The organism is Streptomyces sp. NPDC127092, from assembly GCF_042722475.1.
Lineage (GTDB): Bacteria > Actinomycetota > Actinomycetes > Streptomycetales > Streptomycetaceae > Streptomyces.
Window position 1 is genome coordinate 91,848 of the sequence record NZ_JBHXFE010000020.1, and the last position, 22,169, is coordinate 114,016.

At 73.6% G+C, this 22,169-nt stretch carries 21 protein-coding genes; 10 read left to right on the forward strand and 11 right to left on the reverse strand.

Going from position 1 to position 22,169, the window contains the following annotated elements:
• Nucleotides 1-331 precede the first annotated feature (331 nt).
• Complete coding sequence (locus tag ACFWJO_RS18515; RefSeq protein WP_386866342.1) at nt 332-1,135, forward strand: chaplin; 804 nt, start codon at nt 332-334, stop codon at nt 1,133-1,135.
• Between the two features lie 180 nt (nt 1,136-1,315).
• Here ACFWJO_RS18515 and ACFWJO_RS18520 read toward each other — a convergent pair whose 3' ends face one another.
• The 3 genes from ACFWJO_RS18520 to ACFWJO_RS18530 form a co-directional block, all read right to left on the reverse strand.
• Nucleotides 1,316-1,999 (reverse strand): DUF2293 domain-containing protein, encoded by a 684-nt coding sequence (locus tag ACFWJO_RS18520; protein WP_386866344.1) that lies wholly within the window; start codon nt 1,997-1,999, stop codon nt 1,316-1,318.
• Nucleotides 2,000-2,164: 165 nt separating this feature from the next.
• On the reverse strand, nt 2,165-2,623 hold the full coding sequence (locus ACFWJO_RS18525) for a hypothetical protein (protein ID WP_386866346.1): 459 nt from the start codon (nt 2,621-2,623) through the stop codon (nt 2,165-2,167).
• 85 nt (nt 2,624-2,708) lie between these two features.
• Nucleotides 2,709-3,920, reverse strand: a complete 1,212-nt coding sequence (locus ACFWJO_RS18530; RefSeq protein ID WP_386866348.1) for a pyridoxal phosphate-dependent aminotransferase — start codon at nt 3,918-3,920, stop codon at nt 2,709-2,711.
• An 84-nt stretch (nt 3,921-4,004) separates the two neighbouring features.
• Here ACFWJO_RS18530 and ACFWJO_RS18535 point away from each other — a divergent pair, with 84 nt between their 5' ends.
• Nucleotides 4,005-4,655 carry a winged helix-turn-helix transcriptional regulator gene (locus tag ACFWJO_RS18535; protein WP_386866350.1) on the forward strand — a complete coding sequence of 217 codons (651 nt, stop codon included), beginning with the start codon at nt 4,005-4,007 and terminating at the stop codon, nt 4,653-4,655.
• A gap of 222 nt (nt 4,656-4,877) precedes the next feature.
• On the opposite strand, the gene ACFWJO_RS18540 is transcribed toward ACFWJO_RS18535, so the two are convergent.
• Entirely contained in the window at nt 4,878-5,276 is a 399-nt protein-coding gene (locus tag ACFWJO_RS18540) for a MerR family transcriptional regulator (protein ID WP_386866352.1), read from the reverse strand.
• 26 nt (nt 5,277-5,302) lie between these two features.
• Nucleotides 5,303-6,124, reverse strand: a complete 822-nt coding sequence (locus tag ACFWJO_RS18545) for an SDR family NAD(P)-dependent oxidoreductase (protein ID WP_386866354.1) — start codon at nt 6,122-6,124, stop codon at nt 5,303-5,305.
• Between the two features lie 91 nt (nt 6,125-6,215).
• Here ACFWJO_RS18545 and ACFWJO_RS18550 point away from each other — a divergent pair, with 91 nt between their 5' ends.
• Complete coding sequence (locus ACFWJO_RS18550; RefSeq protein WP_386866356.1) at nt 6,216-6,851, forward strand: uridine kinase; 636 nt, start codon at nt 6,216-6,218, stop codon at nt 6,849-6,851.
• An 84-nt stretch (nt 6,852-6,935) separates the two neighbouring features.
• Here the strand turns inward: ACFWJO_RS18550 and ACFWJO_RS18555 are convergent, their stop codons facing one another.
• The 4 genes from ACFWJO_RS18555 to ACFWJO_RS18570 all read right to left on the reverse strand — a co-directional run bounded on the left by ACFWJO_RS18555 (nt 6,936) and on the right by ACFWJO_RS18570 (nt 11,041).
• On the reverse strand, nt 6,936-7,850 hold the full coding sequence (locus ACFWJO_RS18555; protein ID WP_386866358.1) for a carbohydrate kinase family protein: 915 nt from the start codon (nt 7,848-7,850) through the stop codon (nt 6,936-6,938).
• Complete coding sequence (locus tag ACFWJO_RS18560) at nt 7,847-8,794, reverse strand: pseudouridine-5'-phosphate glycosidase (protein ID WP_386866360.1); 948 nt, start codon at nt 8,792-8,794, stop codon at nt 7,847-7,849. The genes ACFWJO_RS18555 and ACFWJO_RS18560 overlap by 4 nt, the downstream gene beginning before the upstream one ends.
• Before the next feature lie 110 nt (nt 8,795-8,904).
• Complete coding sequence (locus ACFWJO_RS18565) at nt 8,905-10,176, reverse strand: hypothetical protein (RefSeq protein ID WP_386866362.1); 1,272 nt, start codon at nt 10,174-10,176, stop codon at nt 8,905-8,907.
• Complete coding sequence (locus tag ACFWJO_RS18570; protein ID WP_386866364.1) at nt 10,160-11,041, reverse strand: hypothetical protein; 882 nt, start codon at nt 11,039-11,041, stop codon at nt 10,160-10,162. The genes ACFWJO_RS18565 and ACFWJO_RS18570 overlap by 17 nt, the downstream gene beginning before the upstream one ends.
• 425 nt (nt 11,042-11,466) lie before the next feature.
• Between ACFWJO_RS18570 and ACFWJO_RS18575 the strand changes: the two genes are divergently transcribed.
• The 4 genes from ACFWJO_RS18575 to ACFWJO_RS18590 all read left to right on the forward strand — a co-directional run bounded on the left by ACFWJO_RS18575 (nt 11,467) and on the right by ACFWJO_RS18590 (nt 15,890).
• Nucleotides 11,467-11,823: a cupin domain-containing protein gene (locus ACFWJO_RS18575; RefSeq protein WP_386866366.1), complete on the forward strand. Its 357-nt coding sequence runs from the start codon at nt 11,467-11,469 to the stop codon at nt 11,821-11,823.
• A gap of 325 nt (nt 11,824-12,148) precedes the next feature.
• Nucleotides 12,149-13,507 carry a discoidin domain-containing protein gene (locus ACFWJO_RS18580; RefSeq protein WP_386866368.1) on the forward strand — a complete coding sequence of 453 codons (1,359 nt, stop codon included), beginning with the start codon at nt 12,149-12,151 and terminating at the stop codon, nt 13,505-13,507.
• Entirely contained in the window at nt 13,507-14,916 is a 1,410-nt protein-coding gene (locus ACFWJO_RS18585) for an MFS transporter (RefSeq protein WP_386866370.1), read from the forward strand. The genes ACFWJO_RS18580 and ACFWJO_RS18585 overlap by 1 nt, the downstream gene beginning before the upstream one ends.
• Complete coding sequence (locus ACFWJO_RS18590; protein ID WP_386866372.1) at nt 14,913-15,890, forward strand: hypothetical protein; 978 nt, start codon at nt 14,913-14,915, stop codon at nt 15,888-15,890. Before ACFWJO_RS18585 ends, ACFWJO_RS18590 begins: the two co-directional genes overlap by 4 nt.
• 81 nt (nt 15,891-15,971) lie before the next feature.
• Here ACFWJO_RS18590 and ACFWJO_RS18595 read toward each other — a convergent pair whose 3' ends face one another.
• Complete coding sequence (locus tag ACFWJO_RS18595) at nt 15,972-17,240, reverse strand: MFS transporter (protein ID WP_386866374.1); 1,269 nt, start codon at nt 17,238-17,240, stop codon at nt 15,972-15,974.
• A 316-nt stretch (nt 17,241-17,556) separates the two neighbouring features.
• Nucleotides 17,557-18,120, reverse strand: coding sequence for a methylated-DNA--[protein]-cysteine S-methyltransferase (locus ACFWJO_RS18600; protein ID WP_384419898.1), 564 nt, complete (start codon nt 18,118-18,120; stop codon nt 17,557-17,559).
• A gap of 155 nt (nt 18,121-18,275) precedes the next feature.
• Here ACFWJO_RS18600 and ACFWJO_RS18605 point away from each other — a divergent pair, with 155 nt between their 5' ends.
• The 3 genes from ACFWJO_RS18605 to ACFWJO_RS18615 all read left to right on the forward strand — a co-directional run bounded on the left by ACFWJO_RS18605 (nt 18,276) and on the right by ACFWJO_RS18615 (nt 22,150).
• Nucleotides 18,276-19,184: an MHYT domain-containing protein gene (locus ACFWJO_RS18605; protein WP_386866376.1), complete on the forward strand. Its 909-nt coding sequence runs from the start codon at nt 18,276-18,278 to the stop codon at nt 19,182-19,184.
• 83 nt (nt 19,185-19,267) lie between these two features.
• Entirely contained in the window at nt 19,268-21,403 is a 2,136-nt protein-coding gene (uvrB, locus tag ACFWJO_RS18610) for an excinuclease ABC subunit UvrB (protein WP_386866378.1), read from the forward strand.
• Between the two features lie 168 nt (nt 21,404-21,571).
• A complete protein-coding gene (locus ACFWJO_RS18615; RefSeq protein ID WP_384419890.1) occupies nt 21,572-22,150 on the forward strand; it encodes a TerD family protein in 579 nt (192 codons plus the stop codon).
• Nucleotides 22,151-22,169 lie beyond the last annotated feature (19 nt).

Here is a 22,169-nt window from a genome sequence, read left to right on the forward strand (position 1 = left end):
CGTCGTCGAAGAGGGGTTGCACGTCGAGCAGCCGGGTCGCCGAGGTGACGTTGTGGACGACGAACAGCACCGTGCGCGTGGCCCCGAGCGTCCGCCAGCGCGGCGCGTCCTGCCCCACCGGCACCCGCAGTCGCTCCTGCCTCACGGTCACCTCGCTCCCCTTCCGCGTCACCGTAACGCACCGAGAACGCCCGACGTCGGGCCATGATCGGCCGCCGCACGCTCCCTCGAAGGAGTGAAACACGCGGACGGTCGGATCCGGCCACCTCGCGGACGGCGTTATTTCGGGTACGGGCGAGGGCCCGTGAAGACATCCGGAAGGCAGGAAACCATGAGGCAGATTGGCCGAAGTGGTCTGGCCACACTGTTGGTCACCGGCGGCGCGCTCGCGCTGTCGGCGGGCGCCGCCCACGCGGACTCCGCGGCGCAGGGCGCCGCCGCCGGTTCGCCGGGGGTCGGCTCCGGCAACGCGGTTCAGCTGCCGGTGCACGTGCCCGTGAACGTCTGCGGGAACACCGTCAACGTCGTCGGTCTGCTCAACCCCGCGGCGGGCAACAGCTGTGCCAACCGCTCCGGATCCTCGGATCACGGCTCCGAGGACCGCGCCGGCGGCCGGGCCCACAAGGACCTGCCCGGCACCCCGCGAGCCGGCTCGTCCGACAGCGGCAGCCGCGGGGGCGGCGGTTCCGGGCACGGCGGCGCCCACAACGGCGGCGCCCACAGCGGCGGCGGCGCGAGCGCCGGGAGCCACGCCGAGGGCTCCCCGGGCGTCCTCTCCGGCAACGGCATCCAGCTGCCCGTCGACCTCCCGGTCAACGTCAGCGGCAACTCGGTCAACGTGGTCGGCATCGGCAACCCCGCCTTCGGCAACACCTCGGTGAACGAGTCGGGACCCGAGGAGGAGTGCGAGCACCCCGAGACCCCGACCCCGCGCCCGCAGACCCCGGTGCGCAACCTGCCGCCCGCCCCGAGCACCGAGCAGCTCCCCGGCCCCGCGCCGCAGTCCCACTCCGTCCAGCTCGCCAGCACCGGCGCCGACTCCCTGGGCTACGCGGCCCCGGCGAGCGCCGCCCTGCTCCTCGGCGGAGCGCTCCTGTACCGCCGCGCCCGCCGCGCGGCGGCCGACCAGGCCTGACGGCCGACCAGGCCTGACGCACCGGCCCGCGCCGGGCCCGCACCGACACCCGCCCAGCACCCGCACCGGCGCCCCCCGTACCGATACGCGCCGGTGCTCGCACCGGGCCGTGCGCAACCGGACCGCCGCCCGCCGAGGGCGGGCCGGGGCCGAGTTCAGGGCGCCGCGTCGCCGCGCCCCTCAGCCCGCCCGCCCCGCCCGTCCCTCGTCCAGCCGCCAGGACCGGAGCACCGTCTCGACGGTGGGCGCGATCCGGGCCCGGGCCTGGTGCCGGGGCACCCCGGCCATCAGCAGCGCGTCGTAGTCGGTGTCGACGTGGCGTACGGCGGCCCGAACCGCGGCCGTGACCGCGCCCGGGTCGAGGGCCCGGCCGGCCGCCGTACGCCCCACCCGTCCGCTGCCCTTGGCCGAGGCGTGCGCGGCGATCCGCTCCGCCCGCTCGGCCGGGCAGCCCGGGAACAGCCGCAGGATCTCCGCCTCCAGGGCGGCCGTGATCTCCGCGTCCCGCCCGGCGCGGCGCACCGCGTCCCTGGCCCGGCGGCGCGCCCGGGCCTCGGCGTCCGCGAGGCAGGCGGCCTCCGCCCGGGCGAGCGCCGCCTCCTCGACCAGCAGGCCCTGGCGCTCGTAGCGGGTACGGCGCCGGTTGTGCCGTACCACCACCGCCCACAGCGAACTGCCCTCACGGGCCCGGCGGGTGAGGGCGGTGTCCCCGCGCCGCAGGAAGACGAGGTGTCCGAGATCGGCGCAGTCCAGGCAGACGGGCGCGTTGAACTCGACGATCATCCGCTCCAGCGGGCCCTGGTGGCATTCCGAGCAGCGGCGTCGCCTGAGCGGTTCGACCACGACGGGAGCGACGAGATCCACACGGGTGTCCTACCCGCGGGTCCGTACCCGCAGACTTCCCGCGCGCACCTCGCGACCCGTCGCGCACTCGCAGTGCGCCTGTCGCGCACTCGCAGTGCGCCTGTCGCGCACTCGCAGTGCGCCCGTCACGCACCCGCAGCGCTCTCCTCGCGCGCCCGCACCCGCTCAGCGCAGGCTCGGCGCGGCCGCCTCGATGAAGAGCGCGAGGGCGTCCCTCGCCTCGTACGAACGCCGCACGCGGTCCTCGTCGTCCGTCGCCTCGTGCATGCAGTGGGTCTTCTCGAAGGCGTCCTGGGCGAGCCGCCGGGTCTCCGCGTCGTCGCAGATCAGCTGGACCCGGAAGAGGGCCTGCCGGGCGGCGCTGCGTTGCCGGTACGAGGCGTAGCGGGACTGCTCGGCCTCCTCCGTGCCGGGTTCGAGATGGGCCCGGAACCAGCGGTCGTTCTGGCTCTGCCGGTAGTCGACGACCGCTCCCGCGAACGCGCTGTAGGTCGCGATCCGTTCCTGCCGCAGCTGTTCGGTCCTGGCGAGCGAGGCCGTGCGTTGCGCGGCGCGGCCCTGGAACCAGTGGGTGGCCACCACGCCCAGCAGGGTTCCGGCGACGGCTATCAGCGCGGAGTCCATGGCGGATCGGCCCCTTTCTCCTGTCTCTCCTGCGATGGTCCGTCAGATCATCGCAGGAGAGACGGAATTGCGGCGACGCGGAACGCTACTGCCGGTAGCCGCCGAGGAAGCGCCCGATGCGGCTGATCGCGGCGTCCAGGTCGTCGGCGTACGGCAGCGTGAGGATGCGGAAGTGGTCGGGACGCGGCCAGTTGAAGCCGGTGCCCTGCACCACCTGGATCTTCTCCCGCAGCAGCAGGTCGAGCACGAACTTCTCGTCGTCGTGGATCCGGTGCACGGCCGGGTCGAGGCGCGGGAAGGCGTAGAGCGCGCCCTTCGGCTTGACGCAGGTGACGCCGGGGATCTCGTTGAGCTTCTCCCAGGCCCGGTCGCGCTGCTCGCGCAGCCGGCCGCCGGGGGCGGTGAGCTCGTGGATGGACTGCCGGCCGCCGAGAGCGGCCTGGATGGCGTACTGGGCGGGCGCGTTGGGGCAGAGCCGCATGGAGGCCAGCATGGTCAGGCCCTCCAGATAGCTCCTGGCGTGCTCCTTGGGACCGCTGACGACCAGCCAGCCGGAGCGGAAGCCGGCCACCCGGTAGGTCTTGGACAGGCCGCCGAAGGTGAGGACGACCAGGTCGGGGGCGAGGGTGGCGACGGGGTGGTGGACGGCCTCGTCGTAGACGATCTGGTCGTAGATCTCGTCGGCGAGGACCATCAGGCCGTGGCGGCGGGCGAGGTCGAGGATGCCCTCCAGGATCTCCTTCGGGTACACCGCGCCGGTCGGGTTGTTCGGGTTGATGATGACGACGGCCCGGGTCCGGTCGGTGATCTTCGAGGCCATGTCGTCGAGGTCCGGGTACCAGTCGGCGGACTCGTCGCACAGGTAGTGCACGGGCCTGCCGCCCGCGAGGGTCGTGACCGCCGTCCACAGCGGGTAGTCGGGCGCCGGGATGAGGACCTCGTCGCCGTCCTCCAGGAGGGCCTGCGTGGCCATGGAGATGAGCTCGGAGACGCCGTTGCCGAGGTAGACGTCGTCGACGTCCACGTCCGTCAGGCCCATCGACTGGTAGCGCTGGGCGACGGCGCGGCGGGCGGAGAGGATGCCGCGCGAGTCGGTGTAGCCGTGCGCCTTGGGGAGCATCCGGATCATGTCCTGGACGATCTCCTCGGGCGCCTCGAAGCCGAAGAGCGCCGGGTTTCCGGTGTTGAGGCGCAGGACGCTGTGGCCCGCCTCCTCCAGGGCGTTGGCCTGCTCGATGACCGGGCCGCGGATCTCGTAGCAGACCTCGCTCAGCTTGCTCGACTGCCGGAACTCCATGCGCCGACCTCCCCAGAAGTGTTGATGCTTGGTTTTACCAAGTTCGAGCTTGGAAAGTCCAACAACCTGTCTAGACTGCGTCGCATGCCACCTCAGTCACCTCAGTCGCGACCGTCGCGCCAGCCACGCCGCCGGAGCTACGACCAGTACTGCGCCGCAGCCCGCGCCCTCGACGCCGTAGGCGACCGGTGGACCCTGCTGATCGTCCGTGAACTCCTCGCGGGGCCACGGCGCTACACAGATCTGCACGCCGATCTCCCGGGCGTCAGCACCGACATGCTCGCGGGCCGGCTCAAGGACATGGAGGGCGCGGAAGTCGTCACCCGGCGCAGGCTGCCGCCGCCCGTCTCCGCGTACGTGTACGAGCTCACCGAACGCGGCCGCGAGCTGCTGCCGGTCCTGCGCGCCCTCGCCGCGTGGGGCGCGCCCGCCCTCGGCGAACCCCGGCCGACCGACGCCGTCCGCGCCCACTGGTTCGCGATCCCGCTCCTCGACGCCCTAACCGGGCTCGGCGCGAAGGTCGTCCAGGTGACGCTGGACGAGGGCGAGTTCCACGTACGCGCCGAGGCCGGCGGGCAGCTCTCGTACGGGGAAGGGCCGGCGCCCGACGCCGAGGTGCGGCTGCGCACGGACGCGGCCACCTGCCGGGCCCTCGCGGACGGCGAACTGACCCTCGCCGAGGCGGTCGAGGCGGGGCGCGCCGAACTCAGGGACGAGGCGCAGGCCGCCTCCTGAGGGGCCCCCTCCATCGGTGCGAGGTGCATGCTTCCTGACGGGCCCGCCCCTCCATCGGTGCGAGGCGCATGCTTCCTGAAGGGCCCGCCCCTCCATCGGCGCGAAGTGCATGCCTCCTGAAGGGCCCGCCCCTCCATCGGCGCGAAGTGCATGCTTCCTGACGGTCTCAGCTCCGTCGGCGCGAGGCGCACGTCTCCTGGCCGCTCCGCCTCCGGTGGTGCGTCAGCGGCGTGTGGCCGGATGCCGAGGGCCCGGGGCGTCCGGCGTGGAGGGCTCCGGGTAGCGGGCCAGGGCCGCCGCCAGCCGGTCCCTGGCCTCCGTCTGCGCGGCGATCCGCGCGTCCAGCACCGCGAGGCGCTCGCGGGCGATCCGCACTCCGCCGGCGGAGGGCCGCGTCGCGGGCATGTCCCCGTCGAGACAGCTCGCGAACGCGGACACGTCGTCCAGCGTGAGGCCCGCTCCCAGCAGGTACCGGATGTTGACCACGCGGACGACGGCGTCCGCCTCGTACACGCGGTACCCGTTGGCCGCGCGTACCGAGGAGATCAGTCCCGCCTGCTCGTAGTGGCGCAGCGCGCGTGCCGTCGTCCCCGTCCTCCGGGCCAGTTCACCGATGCGCAAGGACCCCACCTCCCCGCGCAGTCGTATCACGACACCAGCGCCCCGCCGTCCACGGGCAGCACCGTGCCCGTCAGATACGCGGCGTCCCGCGCCGCCAGCGCGGTGATCGCCCAGGCCACCTCCTCGGGCCGGCCGATCCGGCCCAGCGGGACGTGCGCCAGCTGCCACTTCCGGACCGCCGCGCGCTGCTCTTCGGAGAGTCCCATGTGGTCGGCGATCGGCGTCTCGATCGCACCGGGCGCGACCGCCACGACCCGGATCCCGCGCGGCGCGAGCTCCACTGCCCAGCAGCGGGTCAGCGTCTCCAGGGCGCTCTTCGTCGCCGGATAGACGGAGTTGTCGGGCCAGCCCCGCTGTCCGACCGTCGTGGTCACGTTGACCACGACGCCACGGGACGCCTCGAGCGCCGGCACGGCGGCCTGCGTGAGCAGCACCGGCGCGACGAGGTTGGTCTCCACGAGCGGGCCGATCACCCCACGGTCCAGGGTCCCGAGCGGACCGCCGCCGGCGACCCCGGCGTTGTTCACGAGGACGTCGAGCCGACCGTACGTATCGACGGCGGCGCGGACGACGTCCTCCGGCGCGCCCTGCGCCGTGATGTCGGCGACCAGCGGCCGGATCCCCGGGAAGCCCTCCGCCGTCTCGTCGAGCGGCCCCGGCCTGCGACCCACCGCCACGACCGTCGCGCCCTGCCGGGCGAAGGCCCGGGCCGTGGCCCGGCCGATCCCGGTGCCCGCGCCGGTGACGACGACGACTCGGGAGGTGCGGTGCGTCTGTGCCTGCTCCTCCTGCGCCTCGGTCTGCGTCTGTGCCTGTACCTGTGCCTGTATCTGTGTCTCGACGTTCATGAGGTGATCGTCGAACCCTGCCGCCAGCGGCAAGGTCAAGCCGGTCCCGCCACCAAGCGTGGGATCGGGCCCGTACGGCAGGATGGGGCGGATGCGATTCGAAGCGATCAGCTGGGAGCGGCTGGCCGACACCGTGGCCGACCGCGTCGACCGGACCGAACCCGGTGACGGCAGCGACTGGCTCAAAGTGGGTGTCGACGGCGCCCCTGCCGCGCCTGGCGGAGAGTTCGCCGAGCGCGTCGCCGAGGTGCTGCGGCTGCGCGGCAGGTCCGTGCTCGTCGTCGCGACCGGCGGCTTTCTGCGCCCCGCGTCACTGCGCTTCGAGCACGGCAGGCAGGACCCCGACGCGTACTACAGCGACTGGTACGACACCGGCGCGCTGTGGCGGGAGGTGTTCGGCCCGCTGGAGCCGGGCGGCAGCGGGCGGGTGCTGCCCGACCTGTGGAACCCCGTGACCGACCGGGCCACCCGCAGCCCCGCCGTACCGCTACCGCCGGGCGGAGTCCTCGTGGTTCACGGCCCGTTCCTGCTCGGTCACTGGTTCCCCTTCGACGTCAAGCTGCACCTGCGGCTCTCGCCGGGTGCGCTGGCCCGCCGCACCGAGGAGTCGTGGACGCTGCCCGCGTTCGCCCGGTACGAGGAGGAGGTCGGGCCCGTCGGTGCCGCCGACGCCGTCGTCCGCGTCGACGACCCGCGGCGCCCGGCCTGGACCGGTTTCGCGGACTGACGCACGGGGGTTCCGGCGGACGGCGATCGTCGACTGGCAGCGACTGGCAGCGACTGGCGGAGCGACAGGGAACGGCGGGCGGAGTCAGGGCCGTCCGCCCACCGACGTCACCGCCAGCGCCCCCGCGCTGCAGCCCGCCTCCGCCGCGTGGTCGGGGGCCGCGCCGGTGAGCCGGGCCGCCAGGAAGGCGCCGGTGAAGGCGTCGCCCGCGCCGGTGGTGTCGACCGGGTCGGCGGCCGGGGCGGGGACCCGCGCGGTCACCGTGCCGTCGGCGGCGAGTACGGCGCCTCCGGCGCCCAGGGTCACCGCGACCAGCGGGAAGCGCCGGCTCAGCGCCGCCGCGGCCGCGGCCGGGTCCCGGTCACCGGTCAGGAGACGGGCCTCGTCCGCGTTGGGCAGCAGGCACTCGGCACCGGCCGCCGCGGTGAGGAACGCCTCGGCGCCGAGCTCGGCGAGGAAGCCCGCAGAGGCCGGGTCGACGCTCACCGGCACACCCGCCGCGCCCGCGTCCCGCAGCACCCGTCGGGCCGTCTCGCGGCTCCGTTCGGCGAAGAAGAGGTAGCCGGAGAGATGGACCCGAGCGACCCCGTCGAGCAGGGACGGCGACCAGTCGCCGGGCGAGAGCCGCAGCGCAGCGCCGCTGTCCGTCAGGAACGTACGCTCCGCGTCCGCGCCGACCAGGGCGATCACGGTCGCGGTCGGCGCCTCCTGGTCCGGGACGAGCAGCGGCCGTACGCCCGCGCGGCGCAGCTCGAGGTCGTGCCAGACGGCGGAGTCGGTGCCGACCCGGGCGAGGAGCCGTGCCTCCGGGCAGCCCGAACGGACCGCCCAGCAGGCCACGTTCGCCCCGGCGCCGCCGGGCAGGGTGCGGATCTCGGCCGCCGTGTCGGTCGCGGGCGCGAGCGGCGTACGGTGCCGGGCGACCACGTCGGTGACGACGTCACCGACGACCAGCAGCGCACCGGGGCCGGGGCCGGGCCCTTGCCGAGGACCGGTCACGGCTGCCTGGTTCCGCGCTCGTCGCGGAGTTCCTCCCGCTGTCTGTCATAGGCGGCGGCGATCCGGGCCGCGAGCCACACATTGCCCCGTACCGCCGCCAGGTTGGCCTCCAGGGAGGCTCCTTCCGTGTGCACCGTCAGGTACTCCAGCAGGAACGGCGTCACCGCCTGCCCCGTGATCCCCTTCTCCCGCACCGCCGCGAGGCCGGCCGCGAGGACCCGGTCGTGCAGGGCCGGATCGAGCTGCTGCTCGGGCGGTACGGGATTGCCGACGACCAGCGCCGAACACGGCCCGCCCAGCTCGTCCCTGGCCCGCATCACCCGCGCCACGCCCTGCGGTGTCCGCACGGTCCAGTCGACGCGTTCGCCGGAGGACGAGAGGTAGAAGCCGGGGAAGGTCTCCGTGCCGTAGCCGACGACGGTCACCCCGAGGGTCTCGAGGCGCTGGAGGGTCGCCGGCACGTCGAGGATCGACTTCACTCCCGCGCAGACGACGGTGATGCCGACCTCCGCGAGCAGTCGCAGGTCCGCCGACTCGTCCTGGGTCTCGGCCCACTCCCGGTGGACCCCGCCGAGACCGCCGGTCGCGAAGACCCGTATGCCGGCGGAGTCGGCGAGCCAGGCCGTCGCCGAGACGGTCGTCGCGCCCGACGCCCCGACGGCGAGCGCCGGGGCCAGGTCGCGGTGGCCGAGCTTGCGGACCGAGGGGTCCTCGGCGATTCGGGTGAGAGCGGCCTCGTCCAGGCCGATCCGGGCGACGCCGTCGAGCACCGCGATCGTCGCGGGCACCGCCCCGCCGTCCCGGACCAGGGCCTCCAGCTCTCTCGCCACGGCCAGGTTGCGCGGGCGCGGCAGGCCGTGGGCGATGATCGTCGACTCCAGCGCGACGACGGGGCGCCCCTCGTGGAGCGCCTCCCGTACCTCTTCGGACACCTGTGTGGACATGCTGGATCTCTGGCGCACCCGCAGGTCTCGCAAACCTCGGCGGCGTACATCAGCCGCGCCCGCACCCGCGCCCGCAGTCGCACCCGCGCCCGCCGTCGCGTCCGCGGTCGTCAGCCGCAGCGCGGCAGCGCGGGCAGCCGGGTCGGGTCCACGAGCTGGATCACCGCTCGCGCGCCCGCGGTCTTGGCGTTGCCGACGCTGTACGCGAGGACCAGGGCGTTCCCGTCGGCCGCCGCGTAACCGTACGGGGGCGTGATCCGCGTGTACGCGCCGGGGACGGGGTCCAGGGCGTACGAGGTCTCCGGCGTGCGCCAGGTGACGAGCCGGCCGGCGATCCGCAGCTGGTCCATGCCGTCCGCCGCGGGCGAGGTGGTCACGGCCGGCCAGGGCGGCCGGGCCTCGCCCGTGCGCCACACCATCAGCCGTGGCTCGGTCTCGCCCTCGACCCATGCCCAGGTGCGGCCGTCGGAGACGAGCGAGCGGATGTCGCGCAGCGCGGCCACCGGCGCGGGCAGCGCGGCCGGGCGCCCGTCGCGCAGAGAGAGGGCCGCCGGCCGGGTGTGGCCGCCCTCGGCCTGCCGCCACACCAGCAGCCCGCCCGCGGTGAACGGGGTGTCCAGGACTCCCGTGTGCCACGCGCGCGCGTGCCCACCGCCCGCCGGGGCGGCGAAGACCGTGGCCTTCCCGGCGCCGGTGCCCTGGGTCCACACCACGGTGCCGTCGTGGACGACCGGGCGGGGGAGCGGGCCCGGTCGGTCGGCACGGGCGAGGCGCCGGGTCGTACCGGTGGCCGCGTCCCACACGTACAGGCTCCACGGGCTGTCCAGGGTCCGGCCTTCGAGAACGGCGAACGCGGCCCACCGGCGCCCGTCGAAGTCGGCCGCGAGCAACTGGTGTCCGACCGGGTCGGCGAACCGCAGCAGCGTCCGAGGAGACGGTTCCCCCGCGCGTACGAGGACGGCTCGCCGCCCGTCGCCGCCGGTGAGCTGGAGCGCGGTCCAGCCGGGACCGGTGTCCGCGAGGGCCGCGCGCTCCCCGCCCGGCGGCCTGTACTCGCCCGCGGCGAACGCCGTGCCCCAGGCCGCCGGCAGCGGCACCTCGCAGGCGGGCGCGCGGGGGGCGGGCGCAGTCGGCGGTGGGGTGGTGGGCCGCGCGGCCGACCGGTCGTACCCGGACCCGGTCCCTCCTGAAGAGCACCCCGGGAGCAGGGCCACCGTCAGGGCGACGCCGACCAGGCCGCGCGCCAAGGCACCGGCCGAGACGCGCGCCAAGGCACCTGTCAGGCCGCGCGCCGAGATGCGCACCAAGGCGCCCGTCACGTCACGTGCCGGTGCGTCCGCCTGGACGGACACCGGAAGCGGCTGCTTACCAGACGTAGCCACGGCCGCCCATGATGGTGGTGATGGTGTCGGACGAGATGTGCGCGGACTTGGGTACGGGACCGGCCCAGGAGATGACGCTGGTGCTCACGCCGCCTACCGGGTCGAGGTAGTTGACCTGGCCGGCGGCCGTGTCCGTGTTGTAGCCGTCGATCGAGACCCAGTGGAAGATCTCGATGTTGGGGTGACCCACGAGGTGCGGACCGCCGGGCACCTCCCAGGCGTTGCCTGCGATGGCGTAGTCGTTGTCGGTGTTGTGGGTGATGTGCTGCCTGAAGTTCGCCTTGTCGGTGGCGGTCGGGGTGTAGGGCAGTGCCTTCGGGACGTAACCGGCGCCGGGAAGGCGGTAGTTGAGGGCGTCCGCCATCGGATAGCCGGTGGGGTTCGACACGTTGATGTTGACGCCGTACCAGGCGGTGCCGCTCGTATTGGTCTTGAGAAGGGTCGCCGCGTCCTGCTGCGAGCGCCCGCCGACCTCGTCGTGGGCGGACTGGGTGATCACCAGGGTGGCGGGGCCGCACCAGTAGGACGTCTGCTGGGACTGGTGGATGCCGCCGGAGAGCTTGTATCCGGCGAGGACGCCCGTCGTGCCGACGGTACGGGCCCGCTCGTACGATCTCTCCGCCTCGGCCTGCTTGGCGGCGGCGAGCGCCCGCTGCGCGGGCGTCAGGCGCTGCGGGCCGAGGGTGTCGTGCGCGGCCTTGTACGAGGCGCCGGGCGCGGGCTCCGCGGTCGGCGCGGCGGAGGCCCCGAGGTATCCGGGGGTGGCGGAGGCGGCGGAGGTCGCGGAGGCGGTCGGGGCGGTCATGGCGGCGGTCAGCAGGGCCGCGGCGCCGAGGACGGCGGCGCGAACGTGGGTGGGGGGCATCGCACTCTCCTGTTCGGGGAGGGGGAGAGACGGGTTCGGGGGCGGGCCCGGTGCACGGGCCCGGGGGGAGTGTGGCGCCGTCGTGGCCCGGCTGTCAGGGGGCGCGGCGCAATCTCCGGGACCAACATTGGGCCCACCAAAGACGCTTGCTCCGACCAGCGGTGACGGTGGTGGCCGGCAGTCGTTCGAGGGGCGGTTTTCACGGTCCGGGCGCTACGGAATCGGTGCTCCGGCGGACGTGCCCGCGCCGGCGGCGCGCCGATGGCGCCGTGCTCCGGCCGGATGCGCCTCCTGCGGATTCCGTGACACCGCGCCTGCGGATTCCGTGGCGGTGAAGTTGCTGGTCGGAGCGGTCAACGGAGGAGAATCCTCCAGCGGGTACCGGTTCCAGAGGGGGTCCTCGGGCCCCGCTACAGTCACCGCCCATGACGACTCACGCGCAGCCTTCCTTCGCCGTTCACATTCCCGACGCGGAGCTCGAGCCCGAGCCGCTCGACCCGGGCCAGATCCTCTCCGGCACGCCAGAGGTGACCGGCAAGGTCCTGTGGGAGTCGGCCGACGGCAAGCAGATCCGCGGCATCTGGCAGATCACGCCGGGCGTGGTCACCGACACCGAGGCGAACGAGCTGTTCGTCGTCGTGAGCGGCCGCGCCACGGTGCAGGTCGAGGGCGGCGAGACCCTGGAGATCGGCCCGGGGGACGCGTGTGTGCTCCGCGAGGGCGACCGCACCGTCTGGACCGTGCACGAGACCCTGCGCAAGGCGTACCACATCAGCCTCTGACGCCCACGCGCGTGGGCCCCGCCGCCTACGCCATGCGCCCCCAGCCGCGCCCCAACTCCGCCCCCATCCCTCCCTGTTCCCTCCCCGTTCCCGCCCCGTTCCCAGGTCTGGTAGGAAACCTTCCTATCCGATACTCTCGCCGCGGCGGCTTGGCGCGGCGACCGCCCGGTTGTCCCGGGTGCGGGCGTGACGCGCTCAGCGAGAGCTCTGACCCGGCCGCCGTGCACCGCCGCACGCCCCGTGGCGCCCCCCGCCACGCGGGCCGGGCCGCGATGTCCGCACCGGTGTCCAGCTCTCGCCGTCCCCAGGCCAGGGAGTCCCAGGTATGCGCCTGAACGCCTCCGCCCCACCTCGCCGCACCACCCCGTCCCTCCTCGTCGCCACGCTCGCCGCCGTACTGCTCCTCGTCGGCGGCCTGCTGGTCCTCGCGCCCGACCGGGCGGCCGCCGCCGACCCGCTGCTCTCCCGTGGCAGGCCCGCCACCTCGTCCTCCGTCGAGGACACCGGCTTCGAGCCCGCCAGGGCCTTCGACGGCGACCCGGCCACCCGCTGGGCCAGCGCCGAGGGCTCCGATCCCCAGTGGCTCCGCGTCGACCTCGGCACCACGGCCTCCGTCTCACGCGTCCGCCTCAACTGGGAGGTGGCCTACGCCAAGGCCTACCGCGTCGAGATCTCCGCCGACGGCACCAACTGGACCATTCTCGCCACCGAGACGGCGGGCAACGGCGGCACCGACGACTGGACCGGACTCAGCGGCAAGGGACGCCACGTCCGCGTCTACGGCACCGCCCGCGGCACCCCGTACGGCTACTCCCTCTACGAAGTGGAGGTCTACGGAACGCCCGACGGCACCACCCCGCCGCCCACGACCCCGCCCACCACCGGCGCCTTCACGGTGGTCGCGGCGGGCGACATCGCCGCGCAGTGCACCGCCTCCAGCAGCTCCTGCGCCCACCCCAGGACCGCCGCCCAGGCCCAGCGGATCAACCCGGCGTTCTACCTGACGATGGGTGACAACCAGTACGACGACGCCCGGCTGTCCGACTACCGCAACTACTACGACAAGACCTGGGGCGCCTTCAAGGCGAAGACGCGCCCCGTGCCCGGCAACCACGAGACCTACGACCCGGCGGGCCCGCTCGCCGGATACAAGTCGTACTTCGGCGCGATCGCCTACCCCCAGGGCAAGCCCTACTACAGCTACGACCACGGCAACTGGCACTTCGTCGCCCTCGACTCCAACTCCTTCGACGACCCCGCCCAGATCCAGTGGCTCAAGGACGACCTCGCCCGCACCACCAAGGGCTGCGTCGCCGCCTACTTCCACCACCCGCTGTACTCCTCCGGCGGCCACGGCAACGACCCCGTCTCCGAGCCCGTCTGGCGGATCCTCTACGCCGCCAAGGCCGACCTCGTCCTCAACGGACACGACCACCACTACGAGCGCTTCGCCCCCCAGGACCCCGACGGCCGGGCCACCCCCGACGGCATCGTCGAGATCGTCGGAGGCATGGGAGGCGCCGAGCCGTACCCGATCGAGACGGTCCAGCCCAACAGCCAGAAGCGGATCAGCGGTCCGTACGGCGTGCTGAAGCTGGACTTCACCGACACCACCTACACCTGGCAGTACGTCGGCACCGACGGCCAGGTCAAGGACACCGGCCCGACCTACAGCTGCCACTGATGTACCTCGCGACCACCGGTCGCCGGGACGTGCCGCCCGCCCCCACCGGGGCGCGGCGGCGCGTCTCCGCCACCGTCCTCGCCCTCGGCACGGTCAGCCTCGTCACCGACGTCTCCTCCGAGATGGTGACCGCCGTCCTGCCGCTCTACCTGGTCCTCGGCCTCGGCCTCACCCCGCTCCAGTTCGGCTTCCTCGACGGGCTCTTCACCGGCGCCACCGCCCTCGTACGGCTCGTCGGCGGGCACGCCGCCGACCGGAGCGGCCGGCACAAGCGCGTCGCCGGCGTCGGCTACGCCCTCTCCGCCTGCTCCCGGCTCGGCCTGCTGCTCGCGGGCGGCGCGACCGGCCCGATCGCCGCCGCGCTCGCCGCCGACCGGCTGGGCAAGGGCATCCGCACCGCGCCGCGCGACGCCCTCATCACGCTCGACAGCCCGCCCGACGGCCTCGGCCGCGCCTTCGGCGTGCACCGCGCCATGGACACCACCGGCGCCCTGCTCGGCCCGCTCGCCGCCTTCGCGATCCTGTGGGCCACCGCCGACGCGTACGACGCCGTGTTCGTCGTCAGCTTCTGCACCGGGCTGCTCGGCGTGCTGCTGCTCGTCGTGCTCGTCCCCGGCGGACCGCGTCGGACCGCCGTGGGCGCGTCCCACGGCGTCCGCGACCTCGCGGCCCGCGCCCCGCTCCGGCTGCCCGCGGTGCGCCGGGTCGTGCTCGCCGCCGCGCTGCTCGGCGCGGCCACCGTCGGCGACGGGTTCCTCTACCTGCTGCTCCAGCGGCGGACCGAACTCGGGGCCACCTGGTTCCCGTTGCTGCCGCTCGGCGCCTCGGCCGCCTATCTGCTGCTCGCGGTACCGGCCGGGCGGCTCGCCGACCGGGGCGGCCGCCGACGCCCCTTCCTGTACGGGCACGGGGCCCTGCTCCTCGCCCTCGGCCTGCTCCTGGCCCCGCTGCCCGGCCCGCTGCTGCTGGTGGGTGTCCCGCTGCTGCTCGGCGTGTTCTACGCCGCCACCGACGGCGTTCTGATGGCGCTCACCGGACCGCTGCTGCCGGCCGCGCGCCGGGCGAGCGGACTGGCCCTCGTCCAGACCGCCCAGGCCCTCGCCAAGGTGGCCGCGGCGGCGGGCTTCGGGGCCGCCTGGACGCTGTGGGGGCCGCGCACCGCCCTCGTCCTGGCACTCGGCGGCCTCGCGCTCGCCCTGTGCTGCGCGGCGCGGCTGCTGCCGCCCGAGCGGCTGGAGGGACCGGACCGCAGGTCGCAGTCGGACCGCCGGCCGGAGCCGGACCGCCGGCCGGAGCCGCAAGCGTGCCACGAGTCGCTTGAGCGCCATGAGCCGCAAGCGCGCCATGAGCCGCAGGCGCGCCACCAGCCGTCGCCGTCCCGCCCGCCCGATCGGAAGGAGACGTCATGACCCGGCACCGCCGTCTGTGGACGCTCGTTCTCGGCTTCCTGCTCCTCGCCGGCGCGGCCGGCGCGTACACCTGGCACGCCGCCGCCGGCCGTCACGCGAGTGCCGCCGAGGCGGGGGCCGACGCGGGGTTCACCCTCGACGACGGCTCCCCGGGCGCGCTCTGGTTCCGCGACACCGCGAGCGGGCGCGTCGCCCGCCTGGACGCCACCGCGCCCGGGGGCCGGGTGGCGCTCGGGCCACGCTGCGACCGCTTCCACGCCGCCGGGGACACCGCGCTCTGCCTCCAGCTGCGCCCCGGGGTGCCGGCCCGCTCGTACGTCCTCGTGCTCGACCGGCGGCTGCGCGAGCAGCGGCGCATCAGCCTCCCCGGCATCCCCAACCGTGCCCGGGTGTCCGCCTCCGGCCGGGTGCTCGCCTGGACCACCTTCGCGACCGGCGACTCCTACGCCACCTCCGCCTTCTCTACCCGCACCTCGATCCTCGACCTGCGCACCGGCTACCTGATCAAGAACATCGAGCAGATCCCGCTCACCCTCGACGGGCGCCGCCACCACGCGCCCGACGTCAACTACTGGGGCGTCACCTTCGCCCGAGACGACAACCGCTTCTACGCCACCGTCGCCACCGGCGGACGCACGTACCTCGTCGAGGGCGACCTGGGCAACTGGTCGGCGCGGGCGCTGAAGGAGAACGTCGAGTGCCCCTCACTGTCCCCGGACGGCACCCGCATCGCCTACAAGAAGAAGGTCTCCGGCGATCCGCGCGCACCATGGCGGCTGTTCGTCCTCGATCTGGCCACGCTCCGCGAGCACCCGTCGGCTGAGCGGCGCTCCGTCGACGACCAGGCGTCCTGGACCGGCCCGGGCACCATCGCGTACGCCCACGAGGGCGCGGTGTGGAGCGTGCCCGCCGACGGCACGGGCTCGCCACGCCGGGTGGCGGCAGGGGCGACGTCCCCGGTCGTGCCGCGATGAAGGCCGGCCGGACGGCTCGGACCCGTAAGACCGGTCGGGTGCCGGTCGAGCCCGTCAGGCCCGTCAGGCCGGTCCGACGGCTCAGGCGCGCCGGAACGCGCTGCGCAGCACCAGCAGCGTCATCGGCAGCAGCAGGCAGGCGCCGACCGCGTTCAGCCAGCCGTATCCCGCCTGGGAGACGATCAGACCGGCGGCGAGACCGCCGAGACCGGCCGAGGTGTTCATGATGAAGTCGGAGAGCCCCTGGACGGCGGCCCTGGCCGCCTGCGGGACGGAGTCGGTCAGCAGCGCCGAGCCCGAGACCAGGCCGGCCGACCAGCCGAGCCCGAGCACGAACAGTCCGAGCGCCACCTGTCCGTGACCGGCCCCGGCCGTGCCCGCGAGCAGCGCCGCCGTGGTGATCAGCGCGACCGCCAGGCCGATCACGGAGAGCCGCCCGATCCGGTCGGACAGCCAGCCCATCGCGGGCGAGAAGGCGTACATGCCGGCGATGTGACCACTGATCACCAGGCCGATCAGCCGGATGTCGGCGCCGTGATGGCTGAGCGCGACCGGCGTCATCGACATGATCGACACCATCGCGGTGTGCGAGCCGGCCACGGTGACCAGGGCGAGCCGGGCCCGTGAGGACGCCCGTACGGCGCGCAGCCCGGCCTTCAGGGAGCGGCCGTCGGCGCCCTCGGCCTCCTCGGGGCCCGCGAGCGCCCGTGCGGTCAGCAGCGGGTCGGGGCGCAGCAGCAGCGCCACCATGACGGCGGCGACGACGAAGACGCCGGCCGCCCACACGAAGGGCCCGGCCGCGGCGGGGATGCCGAGGCCGGACACGCTCCGGCCGGCCGGAGCGGCGACGTTGGGACCGAGGACGGCGCCGATGGTGGTGGCCCACACCACGGTCGAGATGGCCCGGGCCCTCCGGTCGGGCTCGGCGAGGTCCGCCGCGGCGAACCGTGCGGCCAGGTTGGCCGAGGAGCCCGCCCCGAAGCCCACGAGCCCCGCCAGGAGCAGCGGGAAGCTGCCGACGACGGCGCCGAGCACCACGACTCCCGCGCCGAGCGCCCCCACCAGGTACGCCAGGACCAGCCCGGCGCGCCGCCCGCGGCGGGCCATCAGTGAGGCGAGCGGCATCGCGAGCAGCGCGGGCCCCGAGACCGTGGCGGTCGACGCGAGGCCCGACAGTGCCTCCGTACCGCTGACGTCCTTGGCGAGCACGGCGGCGAGCGCGACGCCGATGGCGATGCCGAGCCCGCCGAGGATCTGGGTGGCGATCAGCACCGCCCGTATCCGGCGCCGGACGGCGGGGAGCCGGGCAGGGGATATCGGGGCGGGGGTCGCGGAGGTCCCGGAGGTCACGGAGACTGCGGATATCGCGGGGGAGGCCGCAGAGGTGGCCGTTGGGGCGGGTGAGCGCACTGCGTCAGGAGCGTCCGGGCTGTTGGTCACTTACGCATAGTGCCAGCCGTCCCACGCAGGGGGAACGCCCAGACCACCGCAGCCCTCCCCGACCACCGCAACCAGCGCGACCGCCCCCCGCCCGCCACCGGGCCGGCCACCGGGACCGGCCGCCGCAACCGGCTCGGCCGGCCACCGCGCGCCGCCACCAGCTCAGCCGACGGCCGACAGCCGGGCGTCACCGGCCACGAGCCCGCCCCCCGTGCACAGCCGTCGCTCAGAACAGCGGCTCCGGCAGCACGCCCTCCAGGGCCAGCAGCCGGCGCTTGGTCTCCACGCTGCCGCCGAAGCCGCCGATCCCGCCGTCGCTCTCCACCACCCGGTGGCACGGCACCACCAGCGGCAGCGGATTGGCGCCCATCGCCGACCCGACGGCCTGCGCGGCCGTCGGCTGGCCCACCCGGCGGGCCAGCTCGCCGTACCCCACCACCGTCCCGTACGGGACGGAGTCCGCGAGCTCCCGCAGCACCTGACGGTTGAATCCGGTCACCAGCGACCAGTCCAGCTTGACGTCGAAGCTCCGCAGCTCCCCGTCGAAGTAGGCCGCGAGCTGCCGTATCGGCTCGGCGAGCCGACCGGATCCGTCCGCCACGAGCTCCGCGCGGAGCACTCCGGCCAGCCGCTCCAGGGCCCGCTCGCGGACCCGCCCGTCGGCGTGGAACGTCACGTTCACCAACCCGCGGTCGGTCGCGGCGAGCAGCAGGGGACCGATGGCACTGGGCAGCACGGCCCATTCCACCCGCCCGGTGACGCGGTCCGTCCGCGCCTTCTCGTGTTCCATGCGGCCCACCGTACGACCCGGCACCGACAGCGGTCCGCCCAATTCGCGGACCCCGTGGCCGGAGGGCCGTGGTGGACGCCATAATCCGGTAGCACTACTCAGCGGTACCGACTGTTTTCGGACGACGTTGCACCACGGGTGGAGGACGGACGCTCATGCAGGGCACGGTCGACGGATTCAGCTACGGACTTGTCACGCCGGTGGCGGCCTTCCTCATGGCCTGCCTCGGCGGCGCCCTGGGTCTGCGCTGCACCACCAGATCGCTGCGGCACCGCGACACCTTCAAGGCCGGCTGGCTCGCGCTGGGAGCCACCTCAATAGGCACCGGCATCTGGACGATGCACTTCATCGCCATGATGGGCTTCTCGGTCCGGCAGGCCCCGATCAGCTACGACCGGCCCATCACCTTCGCCAGCCTCGGCGTCGCCATCCTCATGGTGGGGATCGGCATCTTCATCGTCGGCTACCGCGGCGCGACCACCCTCACCCTGGTCACCGGCGGCACCATCACCGGGCTCGGCGTCGCCACCATGCACTACCTGGGCATGGCCGGCATGCGGCTGCACGGGCAGATCACCTACGACACCCTGACCGTCGCCCTGTCCGTGGTCATCGCCGTCGTGGCCGCCACAGCCTCCCTGTGGGCCGCCGTCTCCGTCCACGGCTTCCTGGCCAGCCTCGGCGCGAGCCTCGTCATGGGGCTCGCCGTCAGCGGCATGCACTACACCGCCATGGCGGCCGTCGACGTCAACCTGCACGGGACCCCGGCGCCCGGCACCGGGGACACCGCCACCTCGCTGCTGCTGCCGATGCTGATCGGCCCCGCCGTCTTCCTGCTGCTCGCCGCCGTCGTGGTCATGTTCGACCCGCTGCTCGTCATGGGCGAGCCGGACTGGCAGCGGCCCACCGCCCGCGGCGGCTACCGCCACGGCGCGCCCGGCGTGCCCGCGCCGCGCCGCGCCCCCGCCTACGGGGAGCCCGCGAACTGGTCCTCCGCGCGCCCCGCCGAACGCTCCGGCCGCCGGGGCGTGCAGCGCGGCACGTACCGCTCCCAGGACTGGTAGCGGCGGACCGGCGGCGGCCCCGATCGGCCCGCCGCCGGGCCGATCGCACCCCGGCTGTCAGTGCCGGGTCGTACGGTGGTTGCATGCGGCCCGTTTCCAAGATCGAACGTACGGTGGCGCCCTTCGAGGTCGTCAGCCCCTACCAGCCCAGCGGCGACCAGCCCGCGGCCATCGCCGAGCTCGAGCGGCGCATCGGCGCGGGCGAGAAGGACGTCGTGCTGCTCGGCGCCACCGGCACCGGCAAGTCGGCGACCACCGCCTGGATGATCGAGAAGCTCCAGCGCCCCACGCTGGTGATGGCGCCGAACAAGACGCTGGCCGCCCAGCTGGCGAACGAGTTCCGCGAGCTCCTGCCGAACAACGCGGTCGAGTACTTCGTCTCGTACTACGACTACTACCAGCCCGAGGCGTACGTCCCGCAGTCCGACACCTACATCGAGAAGGACTCCTCCATCAACGAGGAGGTCGAGCGGCTGCGCCACTCCGCGACCAACTCGCTGCTGACCCGCCGCGACGTCGTCGTGGTCGCCTCCGTCTCCTGCATCTACGGTCTCGGCACCCCGCAGGAGTACGTGGACCGCATGGTCTCCCTCAAGGTCGGCGACGAGATCGACCGCGACCAGCTGCTGCGCCGCTTCGTCGACATCCAGTACACCCGCAACGACCTGGCGTTCACCCGCGGCACCTTCCGGGTCCGCGGCGACACCATCGAGATCTTCCCGGTCTACGAGGAGCTCGCCGTCCGCATCGAGATGTTCGGCGACGAGATCGAGGCGCTGTCCACGCTCCACCCGCTCACCGGCGAGGTCATCAGCGACGACCAGCAGCTGTACGTGTTCCCCGCCAGCCACTACGTCGCGGGCCCCGAGCGCATGGAGCGTGCGGTCAACGACATCGAGCGCGAGCTGGAGCAGCGGCTGAAGGAGCTGGAGAAGCAGGGCAAGCTCCTGGAGGCCCAGCGGCTGCGCATGCGCACCACCTACGACATCGAGATGATGCGCCAGATCGGCTCCTGCTCCGGCATCGAGAACTACTCGATGCACTTCGACGGCCGTCAGCCCGGCTCCCCGCCCAACACCCTCCTCGACTACTTCCCCGAGGACTTCCTGCTCGTCATCGACGAGTCGCACGTCACCGTCCCGCAGATCGGTGCCATGTACGAGGGCGACGCCTCCCGCAAGCGCACGCTCGTCGACCACGGCTTCCGGCTGCCCTCGGCGCTCGACAACCGCCCGCTGAAGTGGGAGGAGTTCCAGGAGCGGATCGGCCAGACCGTCTATCTGTCCGCCACGCCCGGCACCTACGAGCTCTCCCGCTCCGACGGCTTCGTCGAGCAGATCATCCGCCCGACCGGCCTCGTCGACCCCGAGGTCGTCGTCAAGCCCACCGAGGGCCAGATCGACGACCTGGTGCACGAGATCCGGCTGCGCACCGAGCGCGACGAGCGGGTCCTGGTCACCACCCTCACCAAGAAGATGGCAGAGGACCTCACGGACTACTTCCTGGAGCTGGGCATCCAGGTCCGCTACCTGCACAGCGACGTCGACACCCTGCGCCGCATCGAGCTGCTGCGCGAGCTCCGCTCCGGGGAGTACGACGTGCTGGTCGGCATCAACCTGCTCCGTGAGGGCCTCGACCTGCCCGAGGTCTCCCTTGTCGCCATCCTCGACGCCGACAAGCAGGGCTTCCTGCGCTCCGGCACCTCGCTCATCCAGACCATCGGCCGCGCCGCCCGTAACGTCTCCGGCCAGGTCCACATGTACGCCGACACGGTCACCCCGGCGATGGCCCAGGCCATCGACGAGACCAACCGGCGCCGCGAGAAGCAGATCGCGTACAACAAGGCCAACGGGATCGACCCGCAGCCGCTCCGCAAGAAGATCAACGACATCGTGGCGACCATCGCCCGCGAGGAGATCGACACCGAGGAGCTGCTCGGCACCGGCTACCGCAAGGGTGGGAAGGACGGCAAGGGCGCCAAGTCCCCGGTGCCGTCGCTCGCCGCCCACACGCCGAAGGGCAAGGGCGCGAAGGCCGGCTCGACGGTCGAGCTCGGCGACCGTCCGGCGACCGAACTGGCCGGGATCATCGAGGAGATGACCGAGCGGATGAGGGCCGCCGCCGCCGAGCTGCAGTTCGAGGTCGCCGCCCGGCTCCGCGACGAGGTGTCGGAGCTCAAGAAGGAGCTGCGCCAGATGAAGGAGGCCGGACTGGCCTGACGGTCTGACGGCCTGCCGGTGCGCCGTGCGGCGGCCGGCCGCCGCCTGCCGGCGAAGTCCCGGAAGCGGCCCTGTGTGTTGCAAGACCGACACAAAACAGGGCCGCTCCGGGCACGTTGTCAGTGCCCCTGCGTAAGGTGCTGCTCACACCGATGAGAGGGGCAGCGCGTGACGGTCAACATGACCAAGGGGCAGGCCATCAGCCTGGAGAAGCAGGGCGGAGGCAGTCTCACGTCCGTCCGGATGGGACTGGGCTGGCAGGCGGCGCCCCGCCGCGGCCTGTTCGGCTCGCGCACGCGCGAGATCGACCTGGACGCCTCCGCCGTCCTCTTCGCCGACAAGCAGCCGGTCGACGTGGTGTTCTTCCGTCACCTGGTGAGCGACGACGGCTCCGTCCGCCACACCGGCGACAACCTCGTCGGCGGTGTCGGCCAGGGCGGCGACGACGAGGCGATCCTGGTGGACCTCCAGCGGGTCCCCGTCCACATCGACTCGATCGTCTTCACGGTGAACTCGTTCACCGGTCAGACCTTCCAGGAGGTGCAGAACGCGTTCTGCCGCCTCGTGGACGAGACCAACGGCCAGGAGCTGGCCCGCTACACGCTCAACGGCGGCGGCGCGTACACCGCCCAGATCATGGCCAAGGTGCACCGGGCCGGTTCCGGCTGGCAGATGACCGCCCTGGGCAACCCGGCCAACGGCCGCACCTTCCAGGACCTGATGCCGGCCATCTTCCCGGTCCTGTAACCCGGCGCCGCAGCGCCCA

What these genes read in the sequence shown, in the direction of transcription:
- ACFWJO_RS18545 (WP_386866354.1), bottom strand. Translation starts at nt 6,124, where the DNA reads ATGAACGTCGAGACACAGATACAGGCACAGGTACAGGCACAGACGCAG.
- ACFWJO_RS18515 (WP_386866342.1), top strand. Translation starts at nt 332, where the DNA reads ATGAGGCAGATTGGCCGAAGTGGTCTGGCCACACTGTTGGTCACCGGC.
- ACFWJO_RS18560 (WP_386866360.1), bottom strand. Translation starts at nt 8,794, where the DNA reads ATGTCCACACAGGTGTCCGAAGAGGTACGGGAGGCGCTCCACGAGGGG.
- ACFWJO_RS18570 (WP_386866364.1), bottom strand. Translation starts at nt 11,041, where the DNA reads ATGCCCCCCACCCACGTTCGCGCCGCCGTCCTCGGCGCCGCGGCCCTG.
- ACFWJO_RS18525 (WP_386866346.1), bottom strand. Translation starts at nt 2,623, where the DNA reads ATGGACTCCGCGCTGATAGCCGTCGCCGGAACCCTGCTGGGCGTGGTG.
- ACFWJO_RS18575 (WP_386866366.1), top strand. Translation starts at nt 11,467, where the DNA reads ATGACGACTCACGCGCAGCCTTCCTTCGCCGTTCACATTCCCGACGCG.
- ACFWJO_RS18605 (WP_386866376.1), top strand. Translation starts at nt 18,276, where the DNA reads ATGCAGGGCACGGTCGACGGATTCAGCTACGGACTTGTCACGCCGGTG.
- uvrB (WP_386866378.1), top strand. Translation starts at nt 19,268, where the DNA reads ATGCGGCCCGTTTCCAAGATCGAACGTACGGTGGCGCCCTTCGAGGTC.
- ACFWJO_RS18530 (WP_386866348.1), bottom strand. Translation starts at nt 3,920, where the DNA reads ATGGAGTTCCGGCAGTCGAGCAAGCTGAGCGAGGTCTGCTACGAGATC.
- ACFWJO_RS18590 (WP_386866372.1), top strand. Translation starts at nt 14,913, where the DNA reads ATGACCCGGCACCGCCGTCTGTGGACGCTCGTTCTCGGCTTCCTGCTC.
- ACFWJO_RS18550 (WP_386866356.1), top strand. Translation starts at nt 6,216, where the DNA reads ATGCGATTCGAAGCGATCAGCTGGGAGCGGCTGGCCGACACCGTGGCC.
- ACFWJO_RS18580 (WP_386866368.1), top strand. Translation starts at nt 12,149, where the DNA reads ATGCGCCTGAACGCCTCCGCCCCACCTCGCCGCACCACCCCGTCCCTC.
- ACFWJO_RS18585 (WP_386866370.1), top strand. Translation starts at nt 13,507, where the DNA reads ATGTACCTCGCGACCACCGGTCGCCGGGACGTGCCGCCCGCCCCCACC.
- ACFWJO_RS18600 (WP_384419898.1), bottom strand. Translation starts at nt 18,120, where the DNA reads ATGGAACACGAGAAGGCGCGGACGGACCGCGTCACCGGGCGGGTGGAA.
- ACFWJO_RS18535 (WP_386866350.1), top strand. Translation starts at nt 4,005, where the DNA reads ATGCCACCTCAGTCACCTCAGTCGCGACCGTCGCGCCAGCCACGCCGC.